The sequence below is a fragment of the Streptomyces parvus genome (assembly GCF_014648875.1).
In the GTDB taxonomy this organism is placed as follows: Bacteria; Actinomycetota; Actinomycetes; order Streptomycetales; family Streptomycetaceae; genus Streptomyces; species Streptomyces parvus.
In genome coordinates, this window is the sequence record NZ_BMRY01000015.1 from 140,477 (window position 1) to 160,286 (window position 19,810).

Annotated in this window: 23 protein-coding genes, 1 tRNA gene and 1 riboswitch; of the genes, 15 read left to right on the plus strand and 9 right to left on the minus strand. The window is 70.1% G+C overall.

The window, feature by feature from the left end; all coding sequences use genetic code 11:
- The first annotated feature begins 57 nt into the window (after nt 1-57).
- The 4 genes from IE140_RS32805 to IE140_RS32815 all read left to right on the plus strand — a co-directional run bounded on the left by IE140_RS32805 (nt 58) and on the right by IE140_RS32815 (nt 2,382).
- Complete coding sequence (locus tag IE140_RS32805) at nt 58-855, plus strand: ABC transporter ATP-binding protein (protein WP_109178699.1); 798 nt, start codon at nt 58-60, stop codon at nt 853-855.
- Between the two features lie 69 nt (nt 856-924).
- Complete coding sequence (locus tag IE140_RS36480; RefSeq protein ID WP_255382959.1) at nt 925-1,053, plus strand: putative leader peptide; 129 nt, start codon at nt 925-927, stop codon at nt 1,051-1,053.
- 100 nt (nt 1,054-1,153) lie between these two features.
- Nucleotides 1,154-1,432, plus strand: coding sequence for a MoaD/ThiS family protein (locus IE140_RS32810; protein ID WP_006124874.1), 279 nt, complete (start codon nt 1,154-1,156; stop codon nt 1,430-1,432).
- Nucleotides 1,432-2,382, plus strand: a complete 951-nt coding sequence (locus IE140_RS32815; RefSeq protein WP_032765017.1) for a PLP-dependent cysteine synthase family protein — start codon at nt 1,432-1,434, stop codon at nt 2,380-2,382. The genes IE140_RS32810 and IE140_RS32815 overlap by 1 nt, the downstream gene beginning before the upstream one ends.
- A 187-nt stretch (nt 2,383-2,569) precedes the next feature.
- On the opposite strand, the gene IE140_RS32820 is transcribed toward IE140_RS32815, so the two are convergent.
- Nucleotides 2,570-3,097 carry a type II toxin-antitoxin system PemK/MazF family toxin gene (locus IE140_RS32820; RefSeq protein ID WP_189460959.1) on the minus strand — a complete coding sequence of 176 codons (528 nt, stop codon included), beginning with the start codon at nt 3,095-3,097 and terminating at the stop codon, nt 2,570-2,572.
- A 238-nt stretch (nt 3,098-3,335) separates the two neighbouring features.
- Here IE140_RS32820 and IE140_RS32825 point away from each other — a divergent pair, with 238 nt between their 5' ends.
- Together IE140_RS32825 and IE140_RS32830 are read left to right on the plus strand one after the other, a co-directional pair.
- A complete protein-coding gene (locus tag IE140_RS32825) occupies nt 3,336-4,088 on the plus strand; it encodes an MBL fold metallo-hydrolase (protein ID WP_150196141.1) in 753 nt (250 codons plus the stop codon).
- A 49-nt stretch (nt 4,089-4,137) separates the two neighbouring features.
- Nucleotides 4,138-4,647: a GNAT family N-acetyltransferase gene (locus IE140_RS32830; RefSeq protein ID WP_150196143.1), complete on the plus strand. Its 510-nt coding sequence runs from the start codon at nt 4,138-4,140 to the stop codon at nt 4,645-4,647.
- 91 nt (nt 4,648-4,738) lie between these two features.
- On the opposite strand, the gene IE140_RS32835 is transcribed toward IE140_RS32830, so the two are convergent.
- Together IE140_RS32835 and IE140_RS32840 are read right to left on the minus strand one after the other, a co-directional pair.
- Nucleotides 4,739-6,004 carry a PTS transporter subunit EIIC gene (locus tag IE140_RS32835; protein ID WP_093445675.1) on the minus strand — a complete coding sequence of 422 codons (1,266 nt, stop codon included), beginning with the start codon at nt 6,002-6,004 and terminating at the stop codon, nt 4,739-4,741.
- 260 nt (nt 6,005-6,264) lie between these two features.
- Nucleotides 6,265-7,524, minus strand: a complete 1,260-nt coding sequence (locus tag IE140_RS32840; protein WP_150196145.1) for a PTS transporter subunit EIIC — start codon at nt 7,522-7,524, stop codon at nt 6,265-6,267.
- Between the two features lie 219 nt (nt 7,525-7,743).
- On the opposite strand from IE140_RS32840, the gene IE140_RS32845 reads away from it, so the two are divergent.
- The 4 genes from IE140_RS32845 to rdgB all read left to right on the plus strand — a co-directional run bounded on the left by IE140_RS32845 (nt 7,744) and on the right by rdgB (nt 10,201).
- Entirely contained in the window at nt 7,744-7,977 is a 234-nt protein-coding gene (locus tag IE140_RS32845; protein WP_003968866.1) for a PTS sugar transporter subunit IIB, read from the plus strand.
- Nucleotides 7,978-8,296: 319 nt separating this feature from the next.
- The gene (gene rph / locus IE140_RS32850; RefSeq protein ID WP_010062049.1) at nt 8,297-9,034 is read left to right on the plus strand and encodes a ribonuclease PH; all 738 of its coding nucleotides are present in this window, start codon (nt 8,297-8,299) and stop codon (nt 9,032-9,034) included.
- 124 nt (nt 9,035-9,158) lie between these two features.
- Nucleotides 9,159-9,548, plus strand: a complete 390-nt coding sequence (locus tag IE140_RS32855) for a hypothetical protein (protein WP_093808791.1) — start codon at nt 9,159-9,161, stop codon at nt 9,546-9,548.
- Between the two features lie 50 nt (nt 9,549-9,598).
- Nucleotides 9,599-10,201 carry an RdgB/HAM1 family non-canonical purine NTP pyrophosphatase gene (gene rdgB / locus IE140_RS32860; protein ID WP_032774949.1) on the plus strand — a complete coding sequence of 201 codons (603 nt, stop codon included), beginning with the start codon at nt 9,599-9,601 and terminating at the stop codon, nt 10,199-10,201.
- Between the two features lie 61 nt (nt 10,202-10,262).
- Here rdgB and IE140_RS32865 read toward each other — a convergent pair.
- From IE140_RS32865 to bcp, 5 genes are all read right to left on the minus strand, one after another.
- Nucleotides 10,263-10,347, minus strand: a tRNA-Leu gene (locus tag IE140_RS32865).
- A gap of 10 nt (nt 10,348-10,357) precedes the next feature.
- Complete coding sequence (locus tag IE140_RS32870; RefSeq protein WP_150196147.1) at nt 10,358-11,065, minus strand: HNH endonuclease signature motif containing protein; 708 nt, start codon at nt 11,063-11,065, stop codon at nt 10,358-10,360.
- The gene (locus IE140_RS32875; RefSeq protein WP_150196149.1) at nt 11,062-11,721 is read right to left on the minus strand and encodes an HNH endonuclease; all 660 of its coding nucleotides are present in this window, start codon (nt 11,719-11,721) and stop codon (nt 11,062-11,064) included. Before IE140_RS32875 ends, IE140_RS32870 begins: the two co-directional genes overlap by 4 nt.
- Nucleotides 11,722-11,847: 126 nt before the next feature.
- The gene (gene proP, locus IE140_RS32880) at nt 11,848-13,344 is read right to left on the minus strand and encodes a glycine betaine/L-proline transporter ProP (protein ID WP_150196150.1); all 1,497 of its coding nucleotides are present in this window, start codon (nt 13,342-13,344) and stop codon (nt 11,848-11,850) included.
- Between the two features lie 181 nt (nt 13,345-13,525).
- Complete coding sequence (gene bcp / locus IE140_RS32885) at nt 13,526-13,993, minus strand: thioredoxin-dependent thiol peroxidase (RefSeq protein WP_032765002.1); 468 nt, start codon at nt 13,991-13,993, stop codon at nt 13,526-13,528.
- Nucleotides 13,994-14,136: 143 nt separating this feature from the next.
- Here bcp and IE140_RS32890 point away from each other — a divergent pair, with 143 nt between their 5' ends.
- The 3 genes from IE140_RS32890 (at nt 14,137) to IE140_RS32900 (ending at nt 15,353) form a co-directional block, all read left to right on the plus strand.
- Nucleotides 14,137-14,457, plus strand: coding sequence for a DUF3618 domain-containing protein (locus tag IE140_RS32890; protein WP_006124861.1), 321 nt, complete (start codon nt 14,137-14,139; stop codon nt 14,455-14,457).
- A 118-nt stretch (nt 14,458-14,575) separates the two neighbouring features.
- Nucleotides 14,576-14,878, plus strand: a complete 303-nt coding sequence (locus IE140_RS32895; protein WP_042498713.1) for a GroES family chaperonin — start codon at nt 14,576-14,578, stop codon at nt 14,876-14,878.
- A gap of 56 nt (nt 14,879-14,934) precedes the next feature.
- A riboswitch (guanidine-III (ykkC-III) riboswitch) is annotated at nt 14,935-14,993 on the plus strand.
- Nucleotides 14,994-15,032: 39 nt separating this feature from the next.
- Nucleotides 15,033-15,353, plus strand: coding sequence for a DMT family transporter (locus IE140_RS32900; protein WP_006124859.1), 321 nt, complete (start codon nt 15,033-15,035; stop codon nt 15,351-15,353).
- An 81-nt stretch (nt 15,354-15,434) separates the two neighbouring features.
- On the opposite strand, the gene IE140_RS32905 is transcribed toward IE140_RS32900, so the two are convergent.
- Nucleotides 15,435-17,741 (minus strand): transglycosylase domain-containing protein, encoded by a 2,307-nt coding sequence (locus IE140_RS32905; RefSeq protein ID WP_150196152.1) that lies wholly within the window; start codon nt 17,739-17,741, stop codon nt 15,435-15,437.
- Between the two features lie 209 nt (nt 17,742-17,950).
- Between IE140_RS32905 and IE140_RS32910 the strand changes: the two genes are divergently transcribed.
- Together IE140_RS32910 and IE140_RS32915 are read left to right on the plus strand one after the other, a co-directional pair.
- Entirely contained in the window at nt 17,951-18,751 is an 801-nt protein-coding gene (locus IE140_RS32910; protein WP_093438237.1) for an ABC transporter permease, read from the plus strand.
- Nucleotides 18,744-19,625: an ABC transporter permease gene (locus tag IE140_RS32915; protein ID WP_093438240.1), complete on the plus strand. Its 882-nt coding sequence runs from the start codon at nt 18,744-18,746 to the stop codon at nt 19,623-19,625. Before IE140_RS32910 ends, IE140_RS32915 begins: the two co-directional genes overlap by 8 nt.
- Nucleotides 19,626-19,810 lie beyond the last annotated feature (185 nt).

Here is a 19,810-nt window from a genome sequence, read left to right on the forward strand (position 1 = left end):
ACTTCCGGTCCGGAGCGCCCGCACCACGACCGTACGCACGGCTGAGGGAGCCCGCCCATGACCACCCTGCGCACCGAAGGCCTCTCGTACGGGACCGGCGAGGGCCGCCACCTCGTCGACGCCGTCGACCTCACCGCCGCCGACGGCGAGACCGTCGGCCTCGTCGGCCCCAACGGCAGCGGCAAGACCACCCTGCTGCGCTGCGTCTACGGCACTCTGCGCCCCACCCACGGCCGGGTCCTCCTCGACGGCGACGACCTCGCCACCCTCCCCGTGAAGGCCCGCGCCCAGCGCATCGCCACCGTCCCGCAGGACGGCCACGCCGGATTCGAGCTCACCGTCGGCCAGGTCGTGGCGATGGGCCGCGCCCCGCACAAGCGGTTCTGGGAGGCGGACGGCGCGGCCGACACCGCGCTCGTCACCGAAGCCCTGGCCCGGGTCGGGATCACCGCACTCGAACCCCGTACGTTCGCCTCCCTCTCCGGCGGCGAACGCCAGCGGGCCCTGGTCGCCCGCGCCCTGGTCCAGCAGCCCTCGCTCGTCGTCCTGGACGAGCCGACCAACCACCTGGACATCCGCTACCAGCTGGAGATCCTCTCCCTGGTCCGCGAGCTGGGCACCACCAACCTCCTCGCCCTGCACGACCTCAACCTCGCCGCCTACTACTGCGACCGCCTCTACGTCCTCAAGGACGGCCGGGTCGTCGCCTCCGGCACCCCGGAGGAGGTCCTCACGGCGGAGCTGCTGGGTGAGGTGTACGGCGTCGCCGCCGAGGTCAGCGCCCACCCGAAGACCGGCGCACCCACGGTCGTCTACCTCCCGGAGGGGCCGGGCGGCCGGACTCTGCTCACATAGCGAACGCTCACCATCCACCATGTGGGATCACACTCGGGTTTCCGCACAGGGAATCGATACGATGCCCGCATGGTTCCCCATGACGTGAGCAACAAGACGCCGGGCACGCTGCTCGTCGCGCGGCTGCACGTCGACCTGTGCAGGCTGGCCAGCGCGATCTGTCCCAGCCGCAGCCTGCCCGTGAGCCGCCCGGCCTGAGCCGCGGTCCGCGCGCCCACCCAGACGCACCACCCCCCGCGCGGGGGCAGAAACGCGCGCCCCACGCCACCTCTCTCCGCTTTCGACAGGAGCCCACGCCATGGCCATCGAGGTCCGCATCCCGACCATCCTCCGCACCTACACCGACGGCGCGAAGGCCGTCGAAGGCAACGGGGACACCCTCGCCGACCTCTTCGCCGACCTGGAGAGCCGCCACACCGGCATCCGTGAGCGCATTGTCGACGGCGAACAGCTCCGCCGCTTCGTGAACGTCTACCTCAACGACGAGGACGTCCGCTTCCTCGACGGCATCTCCACCAAGCTCAGCGACGGCGACAACGTCACCATCCTCCCGGCCGTCGCCGGCGGCATGCGCTGATGCGGTACGACTCCCCGCTGGCGGCCGTGGGGAACACCCCCCTCGTCCGCCTCCCGCGGCTGTCCCCGTCCGAGGACGTCCGTATCTGGGCCAAGCTGGAGGACCGCAACCCCACGGGCTCGATCAAGGACCGCCCGGCGCTCCACATGGTCGAACAGGCCGAGAAGGACGGCCGGCTCACCCCCGGCTGCACCATCCTGGAGCCCACCAGCGGCAACACCGGCATCTCGCTCGCCATGGCGGCCAAGCTCAAGGGCTACCGCATCGTGTGCGTCATGCCGGAGAACACCTCCCAGGAACGGCGCGACCTGCTCGCCATGTGGGGAGCCGAGATCATCTCCTCCCCGGCCGCGGGCGGCTCCAACACCGCGGTGCGCGTCGCGAAGGAACTGAGCGAGGAGCACCCGGACTGGGTGATGCTCTACCAGTACGGCAACCCGGACAACGCGGGCGCGCACTACGCGACCACCGGCCCGGAGATCCTCACCGACCTCCCGTCCATCACCCACTTCGTGGCGGGCCTCGGCACCACGGGCACCCTGATGGGCGTCGGCCGCTACCTCCGCGAGAACCGCCCCGGCATCCAGATCGTCGCCGCCGAACCCCGCTACGACGACCTGGTCTACGGCCTCCGCAACCTCGACGAGGGCTTCGTCCCCGAGCTGTACGACGCCTCGGTCCTCACCACCCGCTTCTCGGTGGGCTCCGCCGACGCGGTCACCCGCACCCGTGAACTCCTCCAGCAGGAGGGCATCTTCGCGGGCGTCTCCACCGGCGCCGCGCTCCACGCGGCGATCGGCGTGGGGAAGAAAGCGGTCAAGGCGGGGGAGAGCGCGGACATCGTCTTCGTGGTGGCGGACGGCGGCTGGAAGTACCTGTCGACGGGCGTCTACACGGCGGAGACGACGGAAGCGGCGATCGAAACGCTGCAGGGCCAGCTCTGGGCGTAGGCCCGAGCTGCGCATTCCGCGCCGCCCGGGCAATCCCAGCCTGTCCGGGCAATTACAGCCCGTCCGGCGTTTGAGGACGTCTTTTCGCCCGTCAGGGACTGCCCTCCAGCGGGCCCGGGGCACCATGTCAGCCCCTCCGGCGATTGAGGAGCGGGGTCCGGGGCCCCGCCCCGAAGGGCCCCGCCCCTCACCTCGCCCCCAGCTTCCGCACGCGCTCCCACACCCCCGGGTCCACCACCCCCACCCGCCGCCGGAACGCGTCGACCCGCACCTCCCGCAGCTCATCCGTCTCCAGGAAGCTCCGCCGCCCCTGCCGGTCCCCGACCGCCCCGGCCGGCAACGCGATCACCCCGGGCCGCTCCTCGTGATGCTTGCTGGTGATCTTCGCGACCACCGCCGTACGCCCCCGGCCCCGCCCCCGTACCGAGATCACCAGACACGGCCGGTCCTTCGACCCGGGCCCGTCCTCGTACGGCACATCGGCCCACCACACCTCGCCCGCCCGCGGCCCCCGCGCATCCGACGTCGAAGGCCGCGACGGCGAAGACGGCCGCGAAGGCCGGGACGGCGGCCGGACCGACCCCGCAGGCCGACCCGACCGCCCCGGCCGCCGGGACCGCGGCCCCCGGTCCGACCGCCCCCGCCCGTCCACCACCGCGGCGACGAGCGCGAGCAGAACCACGGCGCCCAGCGCCACCCACCAGAACGTGTTCATCCCCCGACCGTACCGGCGGGGCGCCGCGCGCCCCGAGGGCCGGACCGTGGGCGCGCTTCCATCGAACCGGTGACAGAGCAGGTGAGTTCCCCCACAACGGAGGGCAGCGGAGGAGCGACGTGGAGTTTCGCGCCTTACGCTCGACGAACCGCAAAACCGATCCCGCAGGAACCACCACCAGGCTCCGGCGAAATCGCACGAACCCTCCCCGTTCCCGCGCCCCGGAGGTTCACGCTCCATGAAGCTCACCGTCGTCGGCTGCTCCGGCTCGTTCCCCTCCAAGGGGTCGGCATGCTCGAGCTACCTCGTAGAGGCCGACGGCTTCCGGCTGCTCCTCGACATGGGCAACGGCGCCCTCGGCGAGCTGCAGCGCCACGTCGGTCTCTACGACCTCGACGCGATCTTCCTCAGCCATCTGCACGCCGACCACTGCATCGACATGTGCGCGTACTTCGTCGTGCGCTACTACCCCCACGGCGGAGACCGCCCCCGCCCGCTCCCGGTCTACGGCCCCGAGGGCACCGAGCAGCGGCTGACCGCCGCCCACGGCGACACCCCCTCCGACCGGGCGATGGGCGAGGTCTTCGACTTCCACACCCTGAAGCCGGGATCCTTCGAGATCGGCCCGTTCTCGGTCCGTACGGAGAAGCTCAGCCACCCCGTCGACACCTTCGGCATCCGGGTCGAGCACGGCGGCTCCTCCCTCGCCTACTCCGGCGACACGGGGACCTGCGAGGCGCTGGAGGACCTGGCCCGGGACGTGGACCTCTTCCTCTGCGAGGCGTCGTTCGTCGACGGCAAGGAGGACATCCCCGACCTGCACCTCAACGGCCGCGAGGCCGGCGAGGCGGCGGCCCGCGCCGGAGCGCACCGGCTGGTCCTCACCCACATCCCGCCGTGGACCGACGCCGACCGCAACGCCGCCGACGCCCGCGCGGCCTACCCGGGCCCGGTGGAGCTGGCGGTCCCGGGAGCGGTGTACGAGCTCTAGGACCTGCCGCCCGCTTCCCGGGGCCGGGCGGCTCTGCGAGACTGCCCGGATGATCACGATCAGACCCGCCCGGGACGGCGACCTCGACGGCTTCCTGACGCTGGCCGCCCAGGTCGAGCAGTGGTTCGGCCCGATGGTCGAGGAGCCGGGCTTCCACCGGGCGGTGGAGGCCCACATCCGTACCGGGGCGGCGCTGATCGTCGAGGCCACGGAGCCCGCCGCCCCCTCCGCCGGGGCCTCCGGCCCGGTCGGCGGCCTGCTGTTCGGCGCCGACCCGCCCACGTACCACGTGCACTGGCTCGTCACCGCCGCACACTGCCGGGGCGCGGGCGTGGGCAGGCGGCTGATGGCCGAGGCGATGCGCCGGTACGTCAGCGGGCCCGGCACCGTCGAGGTGGTCACCTTCGGGCCCGACCACCCGGGGGCGGTGGAGAGCGGGGCCCGGGCCTTCTACGAGAAGCTCGGCTTCGCACCCGGCGAGCCCACCGACCCCGGCCCGGAGGGCGGCTCCCGCCAGATCTACCGGCTGGACGTGCCCGCTGACGTACGCGCGGTGTGAGGCGACCGCACGACGGACAGACCGAAGCCCCCGCCACCCGAGATGTTCCTCGGGCGGCGGGGGCTTCGGTGTGCTGCGGACGCGGCGGAGGCTACTTGGCCTCGGCCTTCTGGAGCTCGGCGAGCTCCTCGTCCGACTCCCGGCCCGGGGTCGGGAGGTTGAACTTGATGATCGCGAACCGGAAGATCGCGTAGTACAGCGCCGCGAAGCAGAGGCCGACCAGGACCAGCATCCAGGGCTTCGACGCGATACCCAGGTTGAGCAGGAAGTCGATCAGGCCGGCGGAGAAGCCGAAGCCGTCCTTCATGCCGAGCGCCCAGGTCAGGGCCATCGACACACCGGTCAGCACCGCGTGGACCGCGTACAGCACCGGGGCGATGAACATGAACGTGAACTCGATCGGCTCGGTCACACCGGTGACGAACGAGGTCAGCGCGAGGGAGAACATCATGCCGCCGACGACCTTGCGGCGCTCGGGGCGGGCGCAGTGGACGATCGCGAGGCAGGCCGCGGGGAGGGCGAACATCATGATCGGGAAGAAGCCGGTCATGAACTGCCCGGCGCTCGGGTCGCCCTCAAGGAAGCGGGCGATGTCGCCGTGCTTGCCGTTGTACTCGCCCGCCTGGAACCACGGGAAGGAGTTCAGCAGGTGGTGCATCCCGACCGGGATCAGGGCACGGTTGGCGACACCGAAGATGCCCGCGCCGACGGCGCCGGAGCCGACCAGCCACTCACCGAAGTTGTGCAGACCGGTGCCGAGGACCGGCCAGATCAGACCGAAGACGATACCGATCACGAGACCCGCGAAGGCGGAGAGGATCGGGACCAGGCGGCGGCCGCTGAAGAAGCCCGCCCAGTCGGGCAGCTTCGTCCGGTAGAACTTCTGGTAGAGCAGCGCCACGACGATACCCATCACGACACCGCCGAGGACACCGGCGTTGACGGGGGCGTCGTTCATCACGATCTTGCCGTCGACGACGCTGGCGACCTGGGGCAGGTTGCTGTCCGTGAAGGTGGCGAGCACCTTCTGGAAGACGAGGTAGCCGGTGACGGCGGCGAGCGCGGTCGAGCCGTCCGACTTCTTCGCGAAACCGATCGCGATGCCGACGGCGAAGAGCAGCGGCATGTTGTCGAGGAGGGCGCCACCGCCCGCGGCCATGTAGCCGGCGAGTTTCGTGATGAAGGTCGGGAACGAGTCGCGGCCCAGCATGTCGTCCTGGCCGAAGCGAACCAGGAGTGCGGCGGCCGGCAGCACGGCGACCGGCAGCATGAGGCTGCGGCCGATGCGCTGCATGACGGCCATCGCGCCGGCGCCCTTCTTCTTCTCGGCCGCGGGTGCGGTCTCAGCCGTGGTCATCAACTTCCTCCATCGGACACGGTGCCGCCCAGGTCGTTGATGCGGGGAGGCGGCGACTCGGCAGACCCTGCGGCAGAGCGCCGTGGTCTGGACCACTCAGTGGTGTAGACCAGTTTTAGCACGGTGAGGGATAGATAAGGAACCTTCAATTCCCATCTCATTCGCAGTAGCAGACTCGGCACGTTCGGTGACATGCCGAAGGCCCCCGGACCGGGCGGTCCGAGGGCCTTGCGCGCCGGGGTCAAAGCCCCGCTGTTCTGCTACTTCGTCAGATCCTTCTCGATCTCCCGCTCGATCTCCTCGGGTTCGCGCCCCGGTGTCTTGAGGTCGAACTTGGTGATCGCGAAGCGGAAGATCACGTAGTAGAGCACGGCGAAGCACGCGCCGATCGGGATGATCAGCCAGGGTTTCGTATCCAGATGCCAGTTGACGACGTAGTCGATCAACCCGGCCGAGAAGCTGAACCCCGCATGCACCCCCAGCAGCCAGGTGATGCCCATGGACGCCCCGGTGAGCACCGCGTGCACGCCGTACAGCAGCGGCGCGACGAACATGAACGAGAACTCGATCGGCTCGGTCACCCCTGTGACGAACGACGTCAGCGCCACCGAGACCATCAGGCCGCCCACCTCCTTGCGGCGCTCGGGCCGCGCGCAGTGGGTGATGGCCAGGGCCGCGGCGGGCAGACCGAACATCATGATCGGGAAGAAGCCCGAGGTGAACTGGCCGGCCGACGGGTCCCCGGCGAAGAACCGGGAGATGTCGCCCTGCACGGTCTGGCCGTCCGTTCCGGTGTACTCGCCCGCCTGGAACCAGAAGAACGTGTTCAGGAACTGGTGCATACCGATCGGGATCAGCAGCCGGTTCGCGAAGCCGAAGATCGCCGCACCCCAGGAGCCGAGGTCGATCAGCTGCTTGGAGAACCACGTCAGCCCGTCGCCCACCGGCTGCCACAGCAGCCCGAAGAGCACGCCGAGGACCACGCAGAGGAACGCCATCATGATCGGCACCAGTCGGCGCCCGTTGAAGAAGCCCAGCCAGTCGACCAGCTTGGTCCGGTGGTAGCGCTGCCAGACGACGGCGGTCAGCAGGCCGATCAGGATGCCGCCGAGCACCCCCGGGTTCTGCGGCTCACCGTCCGGCAGCTCGTCGGTGACGGTGCCGTCGATGGGGAAGGCGGTCAGCACCCCCCGGTAGACGAGGAAGCCGACGACCGCCGCCAGCGCGGTGGACCCGTCCGCCTTCTTCGCGAAGCCGATGGCGACCCCGATGCAGAAGAGCAGGGGCAGGCCGAGCTCGCCGTCGAGGATCGCGCCGCCGCCGTTGAGCAGGACCTTCGAGGTCTTGTCCCAGAACGCGCCGTCCAGGTAGGAGCTGAACAGGTTGCCGAGGCTGACGAGCAGACCGGCGGCGGGGAGGACGGCCACCGGGAGCTGAAGACTCCGCCCGACCTTCTGCAGGCCCTGGACCGGTCCGTTCCACCATTTCTGCTGCGGTGCCGCAGCGGCGTTCGAACTCATGGGCGTCCTCCCGGAACACTTCACGTTTGGCGGTCGTTGCAAACTGGTGTAGACCAGTTGCGTCACGGTCCGGGCCCCGCCCCGAAGGCAGGGGGCCGGTGATCGTCATCTTTCGGGATCGTCCGGTTACCCGCCCGCGAAGTTGGGCCAACCGTGCGTTACCGTGACGAAACGGACCCGCAGCGGGCGGCCGTCTGCGCGTGAAACAGGGAGAAGGACATGGCCACCAAGGCTGAGAAGATCGTCGCCGGGCTCGGCGGCATCGACAACATCGACGAGATCGAAGGCTGCATCACCCGCCTCCGCACCGAGGTCCACGACCCCGAGAAGGTCGACGAGGCCGCGCTCAAGGCCGCCGGCGCCCACGGTGTCGTGAAGATGGGCACCGCGATCCAGGTCGTCATCGGCACCGACGCGGACCCCATCGCCGCCGACATCGAAGACATGATGTGACCGGCTGACCCCACGCCGGACCCCGCGGCCCCGCCTCCGCGAGGCGCCCGCACCCGCAGGCCCCGTACCCCCACCGCAGGGGGACGGGGCCTGCGGCGTACGCGTACGGCGAAGGCCACCGGGTCCACCGCACCGCGCAGGCCCCCGTACGGCGAAGGCCACCGGGTCCACCGCACCGCGCAGGCCCCCGTACGGCGAAGGCCACCGGGTCCACCGCACCGCGCAGGCGCCCGTACGGTGACGGCCACGCCACCGCGCCCGTCACCGGATCCGCCGCACCCGAACGGAGCCACCCCCGCCAACGGATAAAGTCGGCCCCATGTCTCGCATCGACGGCCGCACCCCCGAACAGCTCCGCCCCGTCACCATCGAACGCGGCTGGAGCAAGCACGCCGAAGGCTCAGTCCTCATCTCCTTCGGCGACACCAAAGTCTTCTGCACCGCCTCCGTCACCGAAGGCGTCCCGCGCTGGCGCAAGGGCAGCGGCGAAGGCTGGGTCACCGCCGAGTACTCCATGCTGCCCCGCTCCACCAACACCCGCGGCGACCGCGAAGCCGTACGCGGCAAGATCGGCGGCCGCACCCACGAGATCAGCCGCCTCATCGGCCGTTCGCTCCGCGCCGTCATCGACTACAAGGCCCTCGGCGAGAACACCATCGTCCTGGACTGCGACGTCCTCCAGGCCGACGGAGGTACCCGCACCGCGGCCATCACCGGCGCGTACGTCGCCCTCGCCGACGCCGTCACCTGGGCCCAGGGCAAGAAGATCGTCAAGGCCGGCCGCAAGCCGCTCACCGACACCGTCGCCGCCATCAGCGTCGGCATCGTCGACGGCACCCCGCTCCTCGACCTCTGCTACGAGGAGGACGTCCGGGCCGAGACCGACATGAACGTCGTCTGCACCGGCGACGGCCGCTTCGTCGAGGTCCAGGGCACCGCCGAGGGCGCCCCCTTCGACCGCAAGGAGCTGGGCTCCCTCCTGGACCTGGCCACCGCGGGCTGCGTCGACCTCGCCGCACTCCAGCGTGACGCACTCGCAACCACGCAGAACGCGTAGCGACTCGCCCTCCCCGGGTAAAGAAGCAACCAAATACGCACCACAGAGCGTCGTTACGGATGCGGGCGCACGGGTCGAACCGTGCGTCCGTCCACGTACCGACCCCCGGGGAGGGACCCGCACCATGGCTTCGCGCCGCCACCAACGCCTCGCACTCGCCACCGCCGCCACCCTGCTGACGCTGACCACGGCAGTGGGCTGCGCCGGCCTCGACAAGGCGCTCGACTGCGTCCGCACCGCCGACGCCATCGCCACCAGCGTCAGCAACCTCCAGCAGGCCGTCTCCAACGCCTCCGAGGACATCACCCAGGCCTCCGAGTCCCTGGACGAGATCGACCGCGAGCTGAAGAAGCTCGACGACACCACGGACAACGCCGACCTCTCCAAGGCCGTCGACGACCTCCAGAAGGGCGTCACGGAGGTCCGCAAGTCCATCGAGGCGGGCGACGCCACCCCCGACGTGACCCCGGTGACGGACGCGGCGACGGAGATCGGCAAGGTCTGCAGCCCGTAGGCCGAGCCACCCCGGGCCGGCGGAAGTGCCGGCCCGGCGACAATGGCCCCATGAAGCGCCTGATCCTTGCCACCCGCAACGCCGGGAAAATCACCGAACTGCACGCCATCCTCGCCGACGCGGGACTCGACCTCGACCTCGTCGGCGCGGACGCGTACCCCGACATCCCCGACGTCAAGGAGACCGGCGTCACGTTCGCCGAGAACGCACTCCTCAAGGCCCACGCCCTTGCCCGCGCCACGGGCCACCCGGCCGTCGCCGACGACTCCGGCCTCTGCGTGGACGTCCTCGGCGGCGCCCCCGGCATCTTCTCGGCCCGCTGGTCCGGCACCCACGGCGACGACCAGGCCAACCTCGACCTGCTCCTGGCCCAACTCGGCGACATCGACACCCCTCACCGGGGCGCCTACTTCGCCTGCGCCGCGGCCCTGGCCCTCCCCGACGGCACGGAACGCGTGGTCGAGGGCCGCCTCAACGGCATCCTCCGCCCCACCCCGTCCGGCACCAACGGCTTCGGCTACGACCCGATCCTCCAGCCGGAGGGCGAGACCCGTACCTGCGCGGAGCTGACCCCGGCGGAGAAGAACGCGATCAGCCACCGGGGGAAGGCGTTCCGGGCGTTGGTGCCGGTGGTGCGGGAGCTGGTGGGCTAGCCGGAGTGCACCGGACGAGAACGGCCTGCAAATCGATCCTTCGATTTGCAGGCCGTATACGTGCGGCGGAAGGGATTCGAACCCTCAAGCCGTTTCACGGGCCACAGATCCTAAGTCTGCTGTGTCGCCAGTTGCACCACCGCCGCCAGACGCATGTCATCGTACCGGGCGAGGCTGCTCGGCCTGAGCGAGAGTTCCCCGGCGCGTGACTCTGCGTGCGCCCCCTCGGCACCAGGTAGCCGTGACGGCATGGCAGTTCGGGCAGAGCAGCCGGAGGTTCTCGGCCCGGTCGTCGCTCCAGTCGCCGTTGATGTGGTCGACCTCCAGAGTGATGGGCGATCCGCGCCAGACCGGCCCGGTTCCGCACTCGTCGCACTGCTCGGCCACGCCGATCTCACGCAAGGCCCGGCGGAGCAGCACCGTCCTCGTGCGATGGGTGCCGACGTGTTTCACCAGTACCTGCTCGGGGCGTCTGGCGGGGGTCGGGCCCGGCCTGCCACGCTGGTGCGCCTGACCGAGGAAGTGCGCGGTCGACAGGGACTCCTCGGCGATCCACTGCCGCAGAAGCTTGCGTTGCTGCCCGTTCTCGGGGCGTCCGAGTCTGCGGAGCAGCTCCGCGACGGAGCGTGAGGCCGTGACCGCCTCGCGGAGCGTGTCCCGTGACGGGCGTGAGGCGGCGGTGTGCGAGCCGCAGTGTCTGAAGTGCGAGACATCGATCCCGAAGTGGGTGAACCGCCTCAGCAGATGACGGTGGAGCTTCGCGTAGGGGCGAGTACCCAGGAACACGACGACCTCGTCGAGGTCCGAACAGCATGCCGCGGCTTCGGCCAGCCGCTCGCGGGTGTACTGCTGTCTCTCGTTCATCTGCCGCCACCATGCCCGGCGCGACGCCCCTTGCCGCGGCCACGATACGTGTCCGTCGCCGAGTGGCAGTTGGGGCAGAGGAGCCGAAGATTCTCCGGACGGTTGTCGCTCCACCTGCCGTTGATGTGGTCGACCTCCAGCGGGAGCGGCCGATCACGCCAGAGAGGTTCCGTTCCACAGAGGGCACAGCGTTCCGCGACACCGAGCGCGGCCATGGCGGTCTTGAGACGGGAGCTGGAAATACGGCGAGGGTGCGGTGAGCAGTCGTCCACCAGCAGCTTTTCGGGCGGAAGGCGACGCTTCGTCTTCCCGGCACGCGAGGGCGGGGCGAAGTGTGAGGTGTCGATGCCGTACGCCTTGATGCGCCTGCTGATGTTGCTGTGGTGGCCCCCGACAGCCTCCAGGCCGAGGCGCCGCAACACGTCGTAGACGCTGGTCGACAGGGCGACCACGGGCGCCAGCACTTCTCTGGTCCAGCGAGTGCCCTCGCGCTCGAAGTGTTCCGTGGCTATGCCCATCTTCCGCATGCGGTCACGGACATACCGCCGCGTCGGACTCTTCGGGTCGACCCCGAGCTTCGTCAACGCCTCAGAAAGTGTCCGCGACGACGCTGCCGCCTCCGCCAGCCGCTCCCGCGTGTACGGGCTGTTCCCCATGCCCCTGCCCCCTCCGGTCCCGGCCGCATGTTCGCAGCCTCGTACGGAGTAACGACCCGTTTATCGGATGGTCACGTCCGCAATCCGGAGAGGGCGCACGGCGGAGGGCGCACGAAGCAGCAGCCCTCAGAACTTCGGATCCGGCGCCTGTGCCTGGACCAGTTCCGCTGCCTCCTCGTCCGTCTCCACCGACGGCGGGGAGCCGATCAGCGGCTGCTGGGCGGTCTCCTTCATGCAGGCCACCGCGATCACGCCGACCAGGGCCGCCGCCATCGCGTAGTACGCCGGCATCAGGTTGGAGCCGGTCCAGCTGATCAGGGCCGTGATCACCAGCGGGGTCGTGCCGCCGAAGATCGACGCGGAGAGGTTGTAGCCGACGGAGAGGGAGCCGTAGCGGACGTTCGTCGGGAACAGGGCCGGGAGGGCGGCCGACATCGTGCCGAGCATGCAGACCAGCGAGAGGCCCAGCATCAGCATGCCGATCGTGATCGGGAGGATGCCGTCGACCCGGATGAGGAGGAAGGCGGGGAGGGAGAGGACGAGGAAGCCCAGCATCCCGGTCATCAGCAGCGGCTTGCGGCCGAAGCGGTCGGAGAGCTTGCCGACCTGGGCGATGAGCGTCATCAGGAACACCATCACCGCCAGCAGGATCAGCAGCCCGTGCGTCTCGCTGTAGCCCAGTTCGTCGGAGAGGTACGTCGGCATGTACGACAGCAGCATGTAGTCGGTGATGTTGTACGCGCCGACCAGGCAGATGCAGAGGATCAGCGTCGGCCAGTACTGCCGGAAGATCTTCGCCAGGTCGCCCTTGGCCGTGGCCTCGACGCCGTCCGCCGCCTCGCTCGCGTGCGCCGTGCCACCCTCCAGCTTCTGGAAGGCCGGGGTCTCGTCCAGCTTCAGTCGCAGGTAGAGGCCGACCAGGCCCAGCGGGCCCGCGACGAGGAACGGGATCCGCCACCCCCAGGCCTCCATCTGGGCGTCGGTGAGGAGGGCGTACAGGGCCGTCACCAGGCCCGCCGCGCCGACGTAGCCGGCCAGGGTGCCGAACTCCAGGAAACTGCCGAAGAAGCCGCGCCGCTTGTCGGGGGCGTACTCCGCGATGAACGTCGAGGCGCCGCCGTACTCCCCGCCCGTCGAGAAGCCCTGGAGCATCCGGAAGAAGATCAGCAGGACCGCGGCCCAGACGCCGATCGTGTCGTGGGAGGGGATCAGGCCGATTGCGAACGTGCCGACCGCCATCAGGATCATCGTCAGCGCGAGGACCTTCTTGCGGCCGACCTTGTCCCCCATCGGGCCGAAGAACATCCCGCCGAGCGGCCGCACCAGGAAGGCCACCGCGAACGTCGCGAAGGAGGACAGCAGCTGGGTCGTGTCGTTCCCGGACGGGAAGAAGACGTGGCCGATGGTCACGGCCAGGTAGGAGTAGATCCCGAAGTCGAACCACTCCATGGCGTTACCCAGGGAGGCGGCCTTCACGGCCCGCTTCACCGCTGCGTCGTCCGTGACCGTGATGTCCGTCCGGCGCAGCCGCGGATTCTGGCGCTTCCGGATGGCCCGGAAGAGCGCGGGGTGGCGTTTGACCGCTGCTGGGTCGGCCGCCTGCTGGGGGTCCGGGGCCGCCATGGCCGGGGTCCTTTCCTCGAAGGGTGTTCCAGGAAAGGCTTCTGCGCAGAGTTGTCGGCCGCAAACCGACTTCATGGGTCGATGCGATCTCCCTCACACGATCTCGACACGCCGCGGTGCGTGCGGCGACGGGCCGGGACCGTGTGAGGGGAGGGTGTCCCGGGGGTGTCCCCGGCCGCCGTCAGACGCCCAGGTCCCTGATGATCTTCGCGACGTGTCCGGTCGCCTTCACGTTGTAGAACGCGTGCTCGACCTTGCCGTCCTCGTCGACGACGACGGTGGAGCGGATCACGCCCGTCACCACTTTGCCGTAGAGCTTCTTCTCGCCGAAGGCGCCGTACGCCGCCAAAGTTTCCTTCGCCGGGTCGCCCACCAGGGTGACCTTGAGGTTCTCCGTGTCGCGGAACTTCGCGAGCTTCTCCGGCTTGTCGGGCGAGACGCCGATGACGTCGTACCCGGCGTTCGCCAGGAGGTCGAGGTTGTCCGTGAAGTCGCAGGCCTGCTTGGTGCATCCGGGGGTAAGAGCGGCCGGGTAGAAGTACACGATGACCTTGCGGCCCTTGTGGTCGGCGAGCGACACCTCGTTGCCGTCGGCGTCGGGAAGGGTGAAGGCGGGAGCGGTGTCGCCGGGCTTCAGTCGCTCGCTCATGTGGTTCTCCTCGGGTGGTGCGCGGGTCGGACGGGACCGAGGGTAATAGGGGTGCCGCCGGGTGTGCGGAGGTTCGAGCTGACAGACTGTCGACGAAGGTTTCAGACGAAGGTTCAACGGACGACGACCACGGAGGCGGCGCAGTGTCGGATGCCAGGACCCCTGCGCAGATCGAGGCGGACATCATCAGCAGGCGCGAGCAGCTCGCTGTGGTGCTCGACGAGATCGGGGTGCGCGTACACCCGAAGACGATCATCGGAGATGCCAAGGCGAAGGCGGCCCAGTCCGTGGACCGGACGGCCGGCCGTGCCTTCGTCGCGGTGAACCGCTCGGTGTCGGAGGTGAAGGCCCAGTTCGTCGCGGAGGACGGCTCGCCCCGGCTGGAGCGGGTGATCCCCGCGGCGTTGCTGGTGGTCGGCGTGGTGGGGCTGCTCACCGTGTCGAAGCGCCGCCGTCGCGCATGATCCGAACCCGGGGGCGTACGGCCCGGCGCACGGCAGGTAGGTTGCGGGCGTGAGCGAGAACACCACCACCGGCGACATCACCCACGGCGCCCCGCACGACGACAAGCTGCCCATCCGGATGCTGCACGACCGCGTCCTCGTGCGGAACGACGCGTCCGAGGGCGAGCGGCGTTCCGGCGGCGGCATCCTGATCCCGGCGACGGCCGCGGTCGGCCGCCGGCTGGCCTGGGCCGTCGTCGTGGCGGTCGGGCAGAACGTGCGGACGGTGGAGCCCGGCGACCGGGTGCTGTACGACCCCGAGGACCGGGCCGAGGTCGAGGTGCGGGGCGTGGCGTACGTCCTGATGCGGGAGCGCGACCTGCACGCGGTGGCCGCCGACCGGTTCGAGGGGTCGGTGGATTCGACCGGGCTGTATCTGTAGGACCGTGCTGTTCAGGGCCTGGTGACCGGTGTCACCAGGCCCTTTCCGTATTTCTTGCTACGGTGGAACCACCCCGACGAGATGCGCCGTACCGGGTTGGCAAAGACGACGCACCCGTGAAGTTGTCCGTGTGTTCGTCGTCGGAGGTTCTGTCATGGCGTGGGTTCTGCTGGTCGTCGCCGGTCTGCTCGAAGTGGGCTGGTCGATCGGGATGAAGTACACCGAGGGGTTCACCCGGCTGTGGCCGAGTGTGTTCACCGGCCTCGGGATCGTGGCGAGCATGGTGCTGCTGTCGCATGCGGCGAAGACGCTGCCGATCGGTACGGCGTACGGCGTATGGGTCGGTATCGGCGCCGCCGGTGCGGCGATCCTGGGCATGGTCGTGCTGAACGAGCCGGTGACCGCCGCCCGGATCTTCTTCGTCTGTCTGCTGCTGGTGGCCGTGGTCGGCCTGAAGGCGACCTCGGGGCACTGAGGCTCCAGCCGACAGCCGACAGCCGACAGCCGACAGCCGACAGCCGACAGCCGACAGCCGACAGCCGACAGCCGACAGCCGTTAGTCGTTTCGGTCCGGGACGGACACCGGTCCCTCGTCCGTCCCGCCTGTCGTCCCGCCCGTCGTGTCGCCGCCTGTGGTCCCGCCCGTGCTCGTGCCGGGCGTGGGCGGGGCGCTGCCGCTCGGGGTGGTGCCGGCAGTGGCGTCGGGGCTGGTGTCGGGGTCCGAGGAGGAGGACGGGTCCGTGCCCCCGTCGGCGTTCTCGTCGACCAGGAGCTCGTCCTCCTCGTCGGACCCCGGGGCCGTCTGCAGGTCGAACTCCTGGACCGGGGACGAGCGCAGCGCCGCTTCCGTATAGGCGGCCCAGGTCTCGGCCGGTACGCCGCCGCCGTTGACGCGGGCCAGGCCGAGGGCTCCGTACAGCGGGGTCTGGGCGCCCGTGTCCGGGTTCTGGCCCATCACGGCGACGACGCTCGCGAGGTCCGGGGTGTACCCGGCGAACCAGGCGGCCCGGTCCTCCTCCGCGGTGCCGGTCTTGCCGACGGCGGGGCGGCCCACCGTCTGGGCGGCGGTGCCGGTGCCGCCCTCCACGACGCTGCGCAGGACGGCGGTGGTGGTGTCGGCGGCCTCGCGGCTGACGGCCTGTTCGGTGGTGCGTTCCGGGAGTTCGATCTCGGCGCCGTCCTTGGTGACCTTCTCGACGAGGACGTGGCCGCCGTGCCGGCCGTGGTCGGCGAGGGTGGCGTAGGCCTCGGCCATGTCGAGGACGCTGGCGTTGGCGGTGCCGAGCGCGATGGAGGGGGCGGCGGTGAGGTCGGGGGTGTCGGCGGGGATGCCGAGGGCGATCGCGGTCTCCCGGACCTTGGCGGGGCCGACGTCCTGCGCCATCTGGGCGTAGACGGAGTTGACGGACTTGTCGGTGGCGATGCGTACGGTGATGTCGCCGTAGTCGACGTCGTCCTCGTTGGCGGGGGCGTAGTCGGTGGACCCCTGCACGCCGACGACGGTGCGTTTGTTGGTGCCGTCGTAGACGGTGTTGGGCGTGATGCGCCGGCCGTCCTGGGTGGTGGAGTCGTTGACGACGGCGGAGGTGAGGACGAACGGCTTGAAGACGGAGCCGACCTGGTAGTCGCGGCGGGTCGCGTTGCTGACGTACTGCTTCGTGTAGTCGATGCCGCCGTACAGGGCGACGACCTTCCCGGTCTCCGGGACGATCGAGGCGCCGCCGACGCGGACGTTGCGGTCGGCGGCGCGGTCGCTGCTGGTCTTGGACATCACGTTGTCGGTGACGGCTTTGACGAAGGCGTCCTGCTTGGCCTTGTCGAGGGTGGTGGTGATGCGGTAGCCGCCGGTGGCGAGGGTCTTCGGGTCGAGGATGCCGCGCCGGTTCAGGTAGTCCTCGACGGCCTGGACGATGTAGCCGCGCTGCCCCGAGAGCCCGTTCGGCGGTTTGGCCTCGCCGGGGGTGGGGAACCGCGTCGTCGCCCGTTCGGCGGCGGTCAGCCAGCGTTCCTTGACCATGCCGTTGAGGACGTAGTTCCAGCGGCGCTGGGCCGCGGGCTTGCTGTCGGGGTGGGCGACGACGTCGTAGGCGCTGGGGGCGTTGAGCAGGGAGGCGAGGTATGCGCCTTCGGCGGTGGTGAGCTCCTCGACGTTCTTGCCGTAGTACGCCTGGGAGGCGGCCTGGATGCCGTAGGCGTTGCGTCCGAAGTAGCTGGTGTTGAGGTAGCCCTCGAAGATCTGGTCCTTGGTTTCCTCGCGGTTGAGCTTGACCGCGATGATGGCTTCCTTGGCCTTGCGCAGGACGGTGCGTTCCTGGCCGAGGTAGTAGTTCTTCACGTACTGCTGGGTGATCGTCGAGCCACCCTGTTTGCCCTTGCCGGTGATGGTGTTCCAGCCGGCCCGGATCATCGCCTTCACGTCCACGGCGCGGTCGTCGGAGTAGAAGTCCCGGTCCTCGGCGGCGAGCACCGCGTGCTGGACGGTCGGGGGGACCTGGGAGAGCTTGACCTTCTCCCGGTTGACGTCGCCGTCCCGGGCGATGACGCTGCCGTCGCTGTAGAGGTAGACGTTGGACTGGGCGGTGGCCGCCGCGTTGGCGGCCGGGATGTCGACGAGCCGGTAGGCGGCGAAGATCCCGGCGCCGAGGAGGACGACGAGGCCGGCGAGGGTGCCGAGGGTCATCCGCCAGGTGGGGATGGCGCGCCGCCAGCCGGTGCGCCGGGGCCGCGCCTTCCTGCCGGGCTTCCTCCCCGGCTCACCGGGCTTTCCGGGCTGCTCCCCGGAGGCTGTCGGGCGGTCGTTTCCGGGGGAGGCTCCCGCGCCCGAGGAGTCGCGGGGGGCCCAGCTCTGTGGCTCGTCGCTCATGTCGGTGGGGGCTCCTGAGACGTGGTCAGTTCTCCCATAGTGCCCGGTTCGTCAGGAAATCTGCGTTTCTTACTGTCTCGTTCCCTCCTCCGGTCGTCGGCCCGTTGCTCTCCGGCCGGAAGAAAAGAAGTCGCCGCGCCTCTCGTGCGTGTACTAGGGTCGTGCGCTTTGGTGCCAGGAGCCGGTGGCGGCGGGGGAGAGGGGGCGGCGTGCGGCTGTACGCAGTGGTGGCGGCGGGCGGGTTCCGGCGCTACGCCACCTACCGGACGGCGACGGCGGCGGGGGTGTTCACCAACACCGTCTTCGGCTTCATCATGGCGTACACCTACATCGCCCTGTGGGACGAGCGTCCGCAGCTCGGCGGCTACGACACCTCCCAGGCGCTGACGTACGTCTGGCTCGGCCAGGCCCTGTTGATGAGCAGTGCCCTGATGGGCGGCGGGTTCGAGAGCGAGCTGGTCGAGCGGATCCGTACGGGGGACATCGCCGTCGACCTCTACCGGCCGGTCGACCTCCAGCTGTGGTGGCTGGCGGCGGACCTGGGCCGGGCGGCGTTCCACCTGCTCGGGCGCGGGGTGGTGCCGATGTTCCTGGGGGCGCTCGCCTTCGACCTGGCGTTCCCCGGGTCGCTGTGGACCTGGCCGGCGTTCCTGCTGTCGGTGTTCCTGGGTGTCGTGGTCAGCTTCGCGATCCGCTATCTGGTGGCGATGTCGGCGTTCTGGCTGCTCGACGGCGCGGGAGCGATGCGGATGGCGATGCTGGCGGGGCTGTTCTTCTCCGGGATGCTGCTGCCGCTGAACCTGTTCCCCGGGCTGCTGGGCGAGGTGGCGCGGGCGCTGCCGTGGTCCTCGCTCCTCCAGGTGCCGGCCGATGTGTTCCTCGGCAAGCACACCGGATGGGGGCTGGCGCAGGCGTACGTGTTCCAGGCCGGGTGGGCCCTCGTGCTGCTCGGGGCGGGCCGTCTGCTCCAGACCGCGGCGACCAGGAGAGTGGTGGTGCAGGGTGGCTGAGCCGGTGGCGGTACGGGCCGACGGCGGGGAACGCGAGCCGGCCGGCTTCGCCTTCGAGGACCGGCCCCGGATGCTGGAAGGGGTCCGGGCGTACGGGCTGATCATGGCGATGTGGGTGCGTTCGACGATGGCGTACCGGGCGTCGTTCGCCATGACCCTGTTCGGGGACTTCGCGGTGACGGCCTTCGACTTCGTGACGATCCTGCTGATGTTCACGCACGTCGACGCGCTCGGCGGCTACTCCCTGCCGGAGATCGCTCTGCTGTACGGCCTGTCGGCGACGGCGTTCGGCGTGTGCGACCTGCTGCTGGGGTCGATGGACCGGGTCGGCGGGCGGGTGCGGGACGGGACGCTCGACACCCTGCTCGTACGCCCGGTGCCGGTCCTGGCGCAGGTGGCGGCGGACCGGTTCGCGCTGCGCCGGCTGGGCCGGATCACGCAGGGACTGCTGGTGCTCGGCTACGCGCTCGTCACGCTCGATATCGCGTGGACGCCGCTGAAGATGCTGATGCTGCCGATGACGGTGATCGGCGGGGCGGCGATCTTCGGGGCGATCTTCATCGCGGGGGCGGCGTTCCAGTTCGTCGCGCAGGACGCGTCGGAGGTGCAGAACTCCTTCACGTACGGCGGGACGACACTGCTCCAGTACCCGCCCACGGTCTTCGCGAAGGACCTGGTGCGCGGTGTGACCTTCGTGGTGCCGCTGGCCTTCGCGAGCTGGCTGCCCGCGCTGTACGTGCTGGGGCGGGAGTACCCGGTGGATCTGCCGCGGTGGGTGGCCTTCCTGTCGCCGCTGGTCGCGGCGGGTGCCTGCGGCCTGGCGGGCCTGGCATGGCGGGCGGGGCTGCGGTCCTACCGGAGCACGGGCAGTTGAGGAACCACGGGAACGACGGGAACGACGGGAACGACGGGAACGACGGGAACGACGGGAACGACGGGAACCACCGGAACCACGACAACGAACGGAACCACAGCAACCACCGGAACCACGACAACGACCGGAACCACAGCAACCACCGGAACCAGGAGCCGACCGGGCCGGACGGCACTACGCGGGAG

Coding starts and splice junctions, on each gene's coding strand:
- IE140_RS32835 (WP_093445675.1), bottom strand. CDS start 6,004: ATGACCACGGCTGAGACCGCACCCGCGGCCGAGAAGAAGAAGGGCGCC.
- IE140_RS32855 (WP_093808791.1), top strand. CDS start 9,159: ATGGCTTCGCGCCGCCACCAACGCCTCGCACTCGCCACCGCCGCCACC.
- IE140_RS32895 (WP_042498713.1), top strand. CDS start 14,576: ATGCTGCACGACCGCGTCCTCGTGCGGAACGACGCGTCCGAGGGCGAG.
- IE140_RS32820 (WP_189460959.1), bottom strand. CDS start 3,097: ATGAACACGTTCTGGTGGGTGGCGCTGGGCGCCGTGGTTCTGCTCGCG.
- IE140_RS32845 (WP_003968866.1), top strand. CDS start 7,744: ATGGCCACCAAGGCTGAGAAGATCGTCGCCGGGCTCGGCGGCATCGAC.
- IE140_RS32805 (WP_109178699.1), top strand. CDS start 58: ATGACCACCCTGCGCACCGAAGGCCTCTCGTACGGGACCGGCGAGGGC.
- IE140_RS32905 (WP_150196152.1), bottom strand. CDS start 17,741: ATGAGCGACGAGCCACAGAGCTGGGCCCCCCGCGACTCCTCGGGCGCG.
- IE140_RS32815 (WP_032765017.1), top strand. CDS start 1,432: ATGCGGTACGACTCCCCGCTGGCGGCCGTGGGGAACACCCCCCTCGTC.
- IE140_RS32900 (WP_006124859.1), top strand. CDS start 15,033: ATGGCGTGGGTTCTGCTGGTCGTCGCCGGTCTGCTCGAAGTGGGCTGG.
- IE140_RS32840 (WP_150196145.1), bottom strand. CDS start 7,524: ATGAGTTCGAACGCCGCTGCGGCACCGCAGCAGAAATGGTGGAACGGA.
- proP (WP_150196150.1), bottom strand. CDS start 13,344: ATGGCGGCCCCGGACCCCCAGCAGGCGGCCGACCCAGCAGCGGTCAAA.
- IE140_RS32830 (WP_150196143.1), top strand. CDS start 4,138: ATGATCACGATCAGACCCGCCCGGGACGGCGACCTCGACGGCTTCCTG.
- IE140_RS32870 (WP_150196147.1), bottom strand. CDS start 11,065: ATGAACGAGAGACAGCAGTACACCCGCGAGCGGCTGGCCGAAGCCGCG.
- IE140_RS32875 (WP_150196149.1), bottom strand. CDS start 11,721: ATGGGGAACAGCCCGTACACGCGGGAGCGGCTGGCGGAGGCGGCAGCG.
- IE140_RS32825 (WP_150196141.1), top strand. CDS start 3,336: ATGAAGCTCACCGTCGTCGGCTGCTCCGGCTCGTTCCCCTCCAAGGGG.
- rph (WP_010062049.1), top strand. CDS start 8,297: ATGTCTCGCATCGACGGCCGCACCCCCGAACAGCTCCGCCCCGTCACC.
- rdgB (WP_032774949.1), top strand. CDS start 9,599: ATGAAGCGCCTGATCCTTGCCACCCGCAACGCCGGGAAAATCACCGAA.
- IE140_RS36480 (WP_255382959.1), top strand. CDS start 925: ATGGTTCCCCATGACGTGAGCAACAAGACGCCGGGCACGCTGCTCGTC.
- IE140_RS32810 (WP_006124874.1), top strand. CDS start 1,154: ATGGCCATCGAGGTCCGCATCCCGACCATCCTCCGCACCTACACCGAC.
- bcp (WP_032765002.1), bottom strand. CDS start 13,993: ATGAGCGAGCGACTGAAGCCCGGCGACACCGCTCCCGCCTTCACCCTT.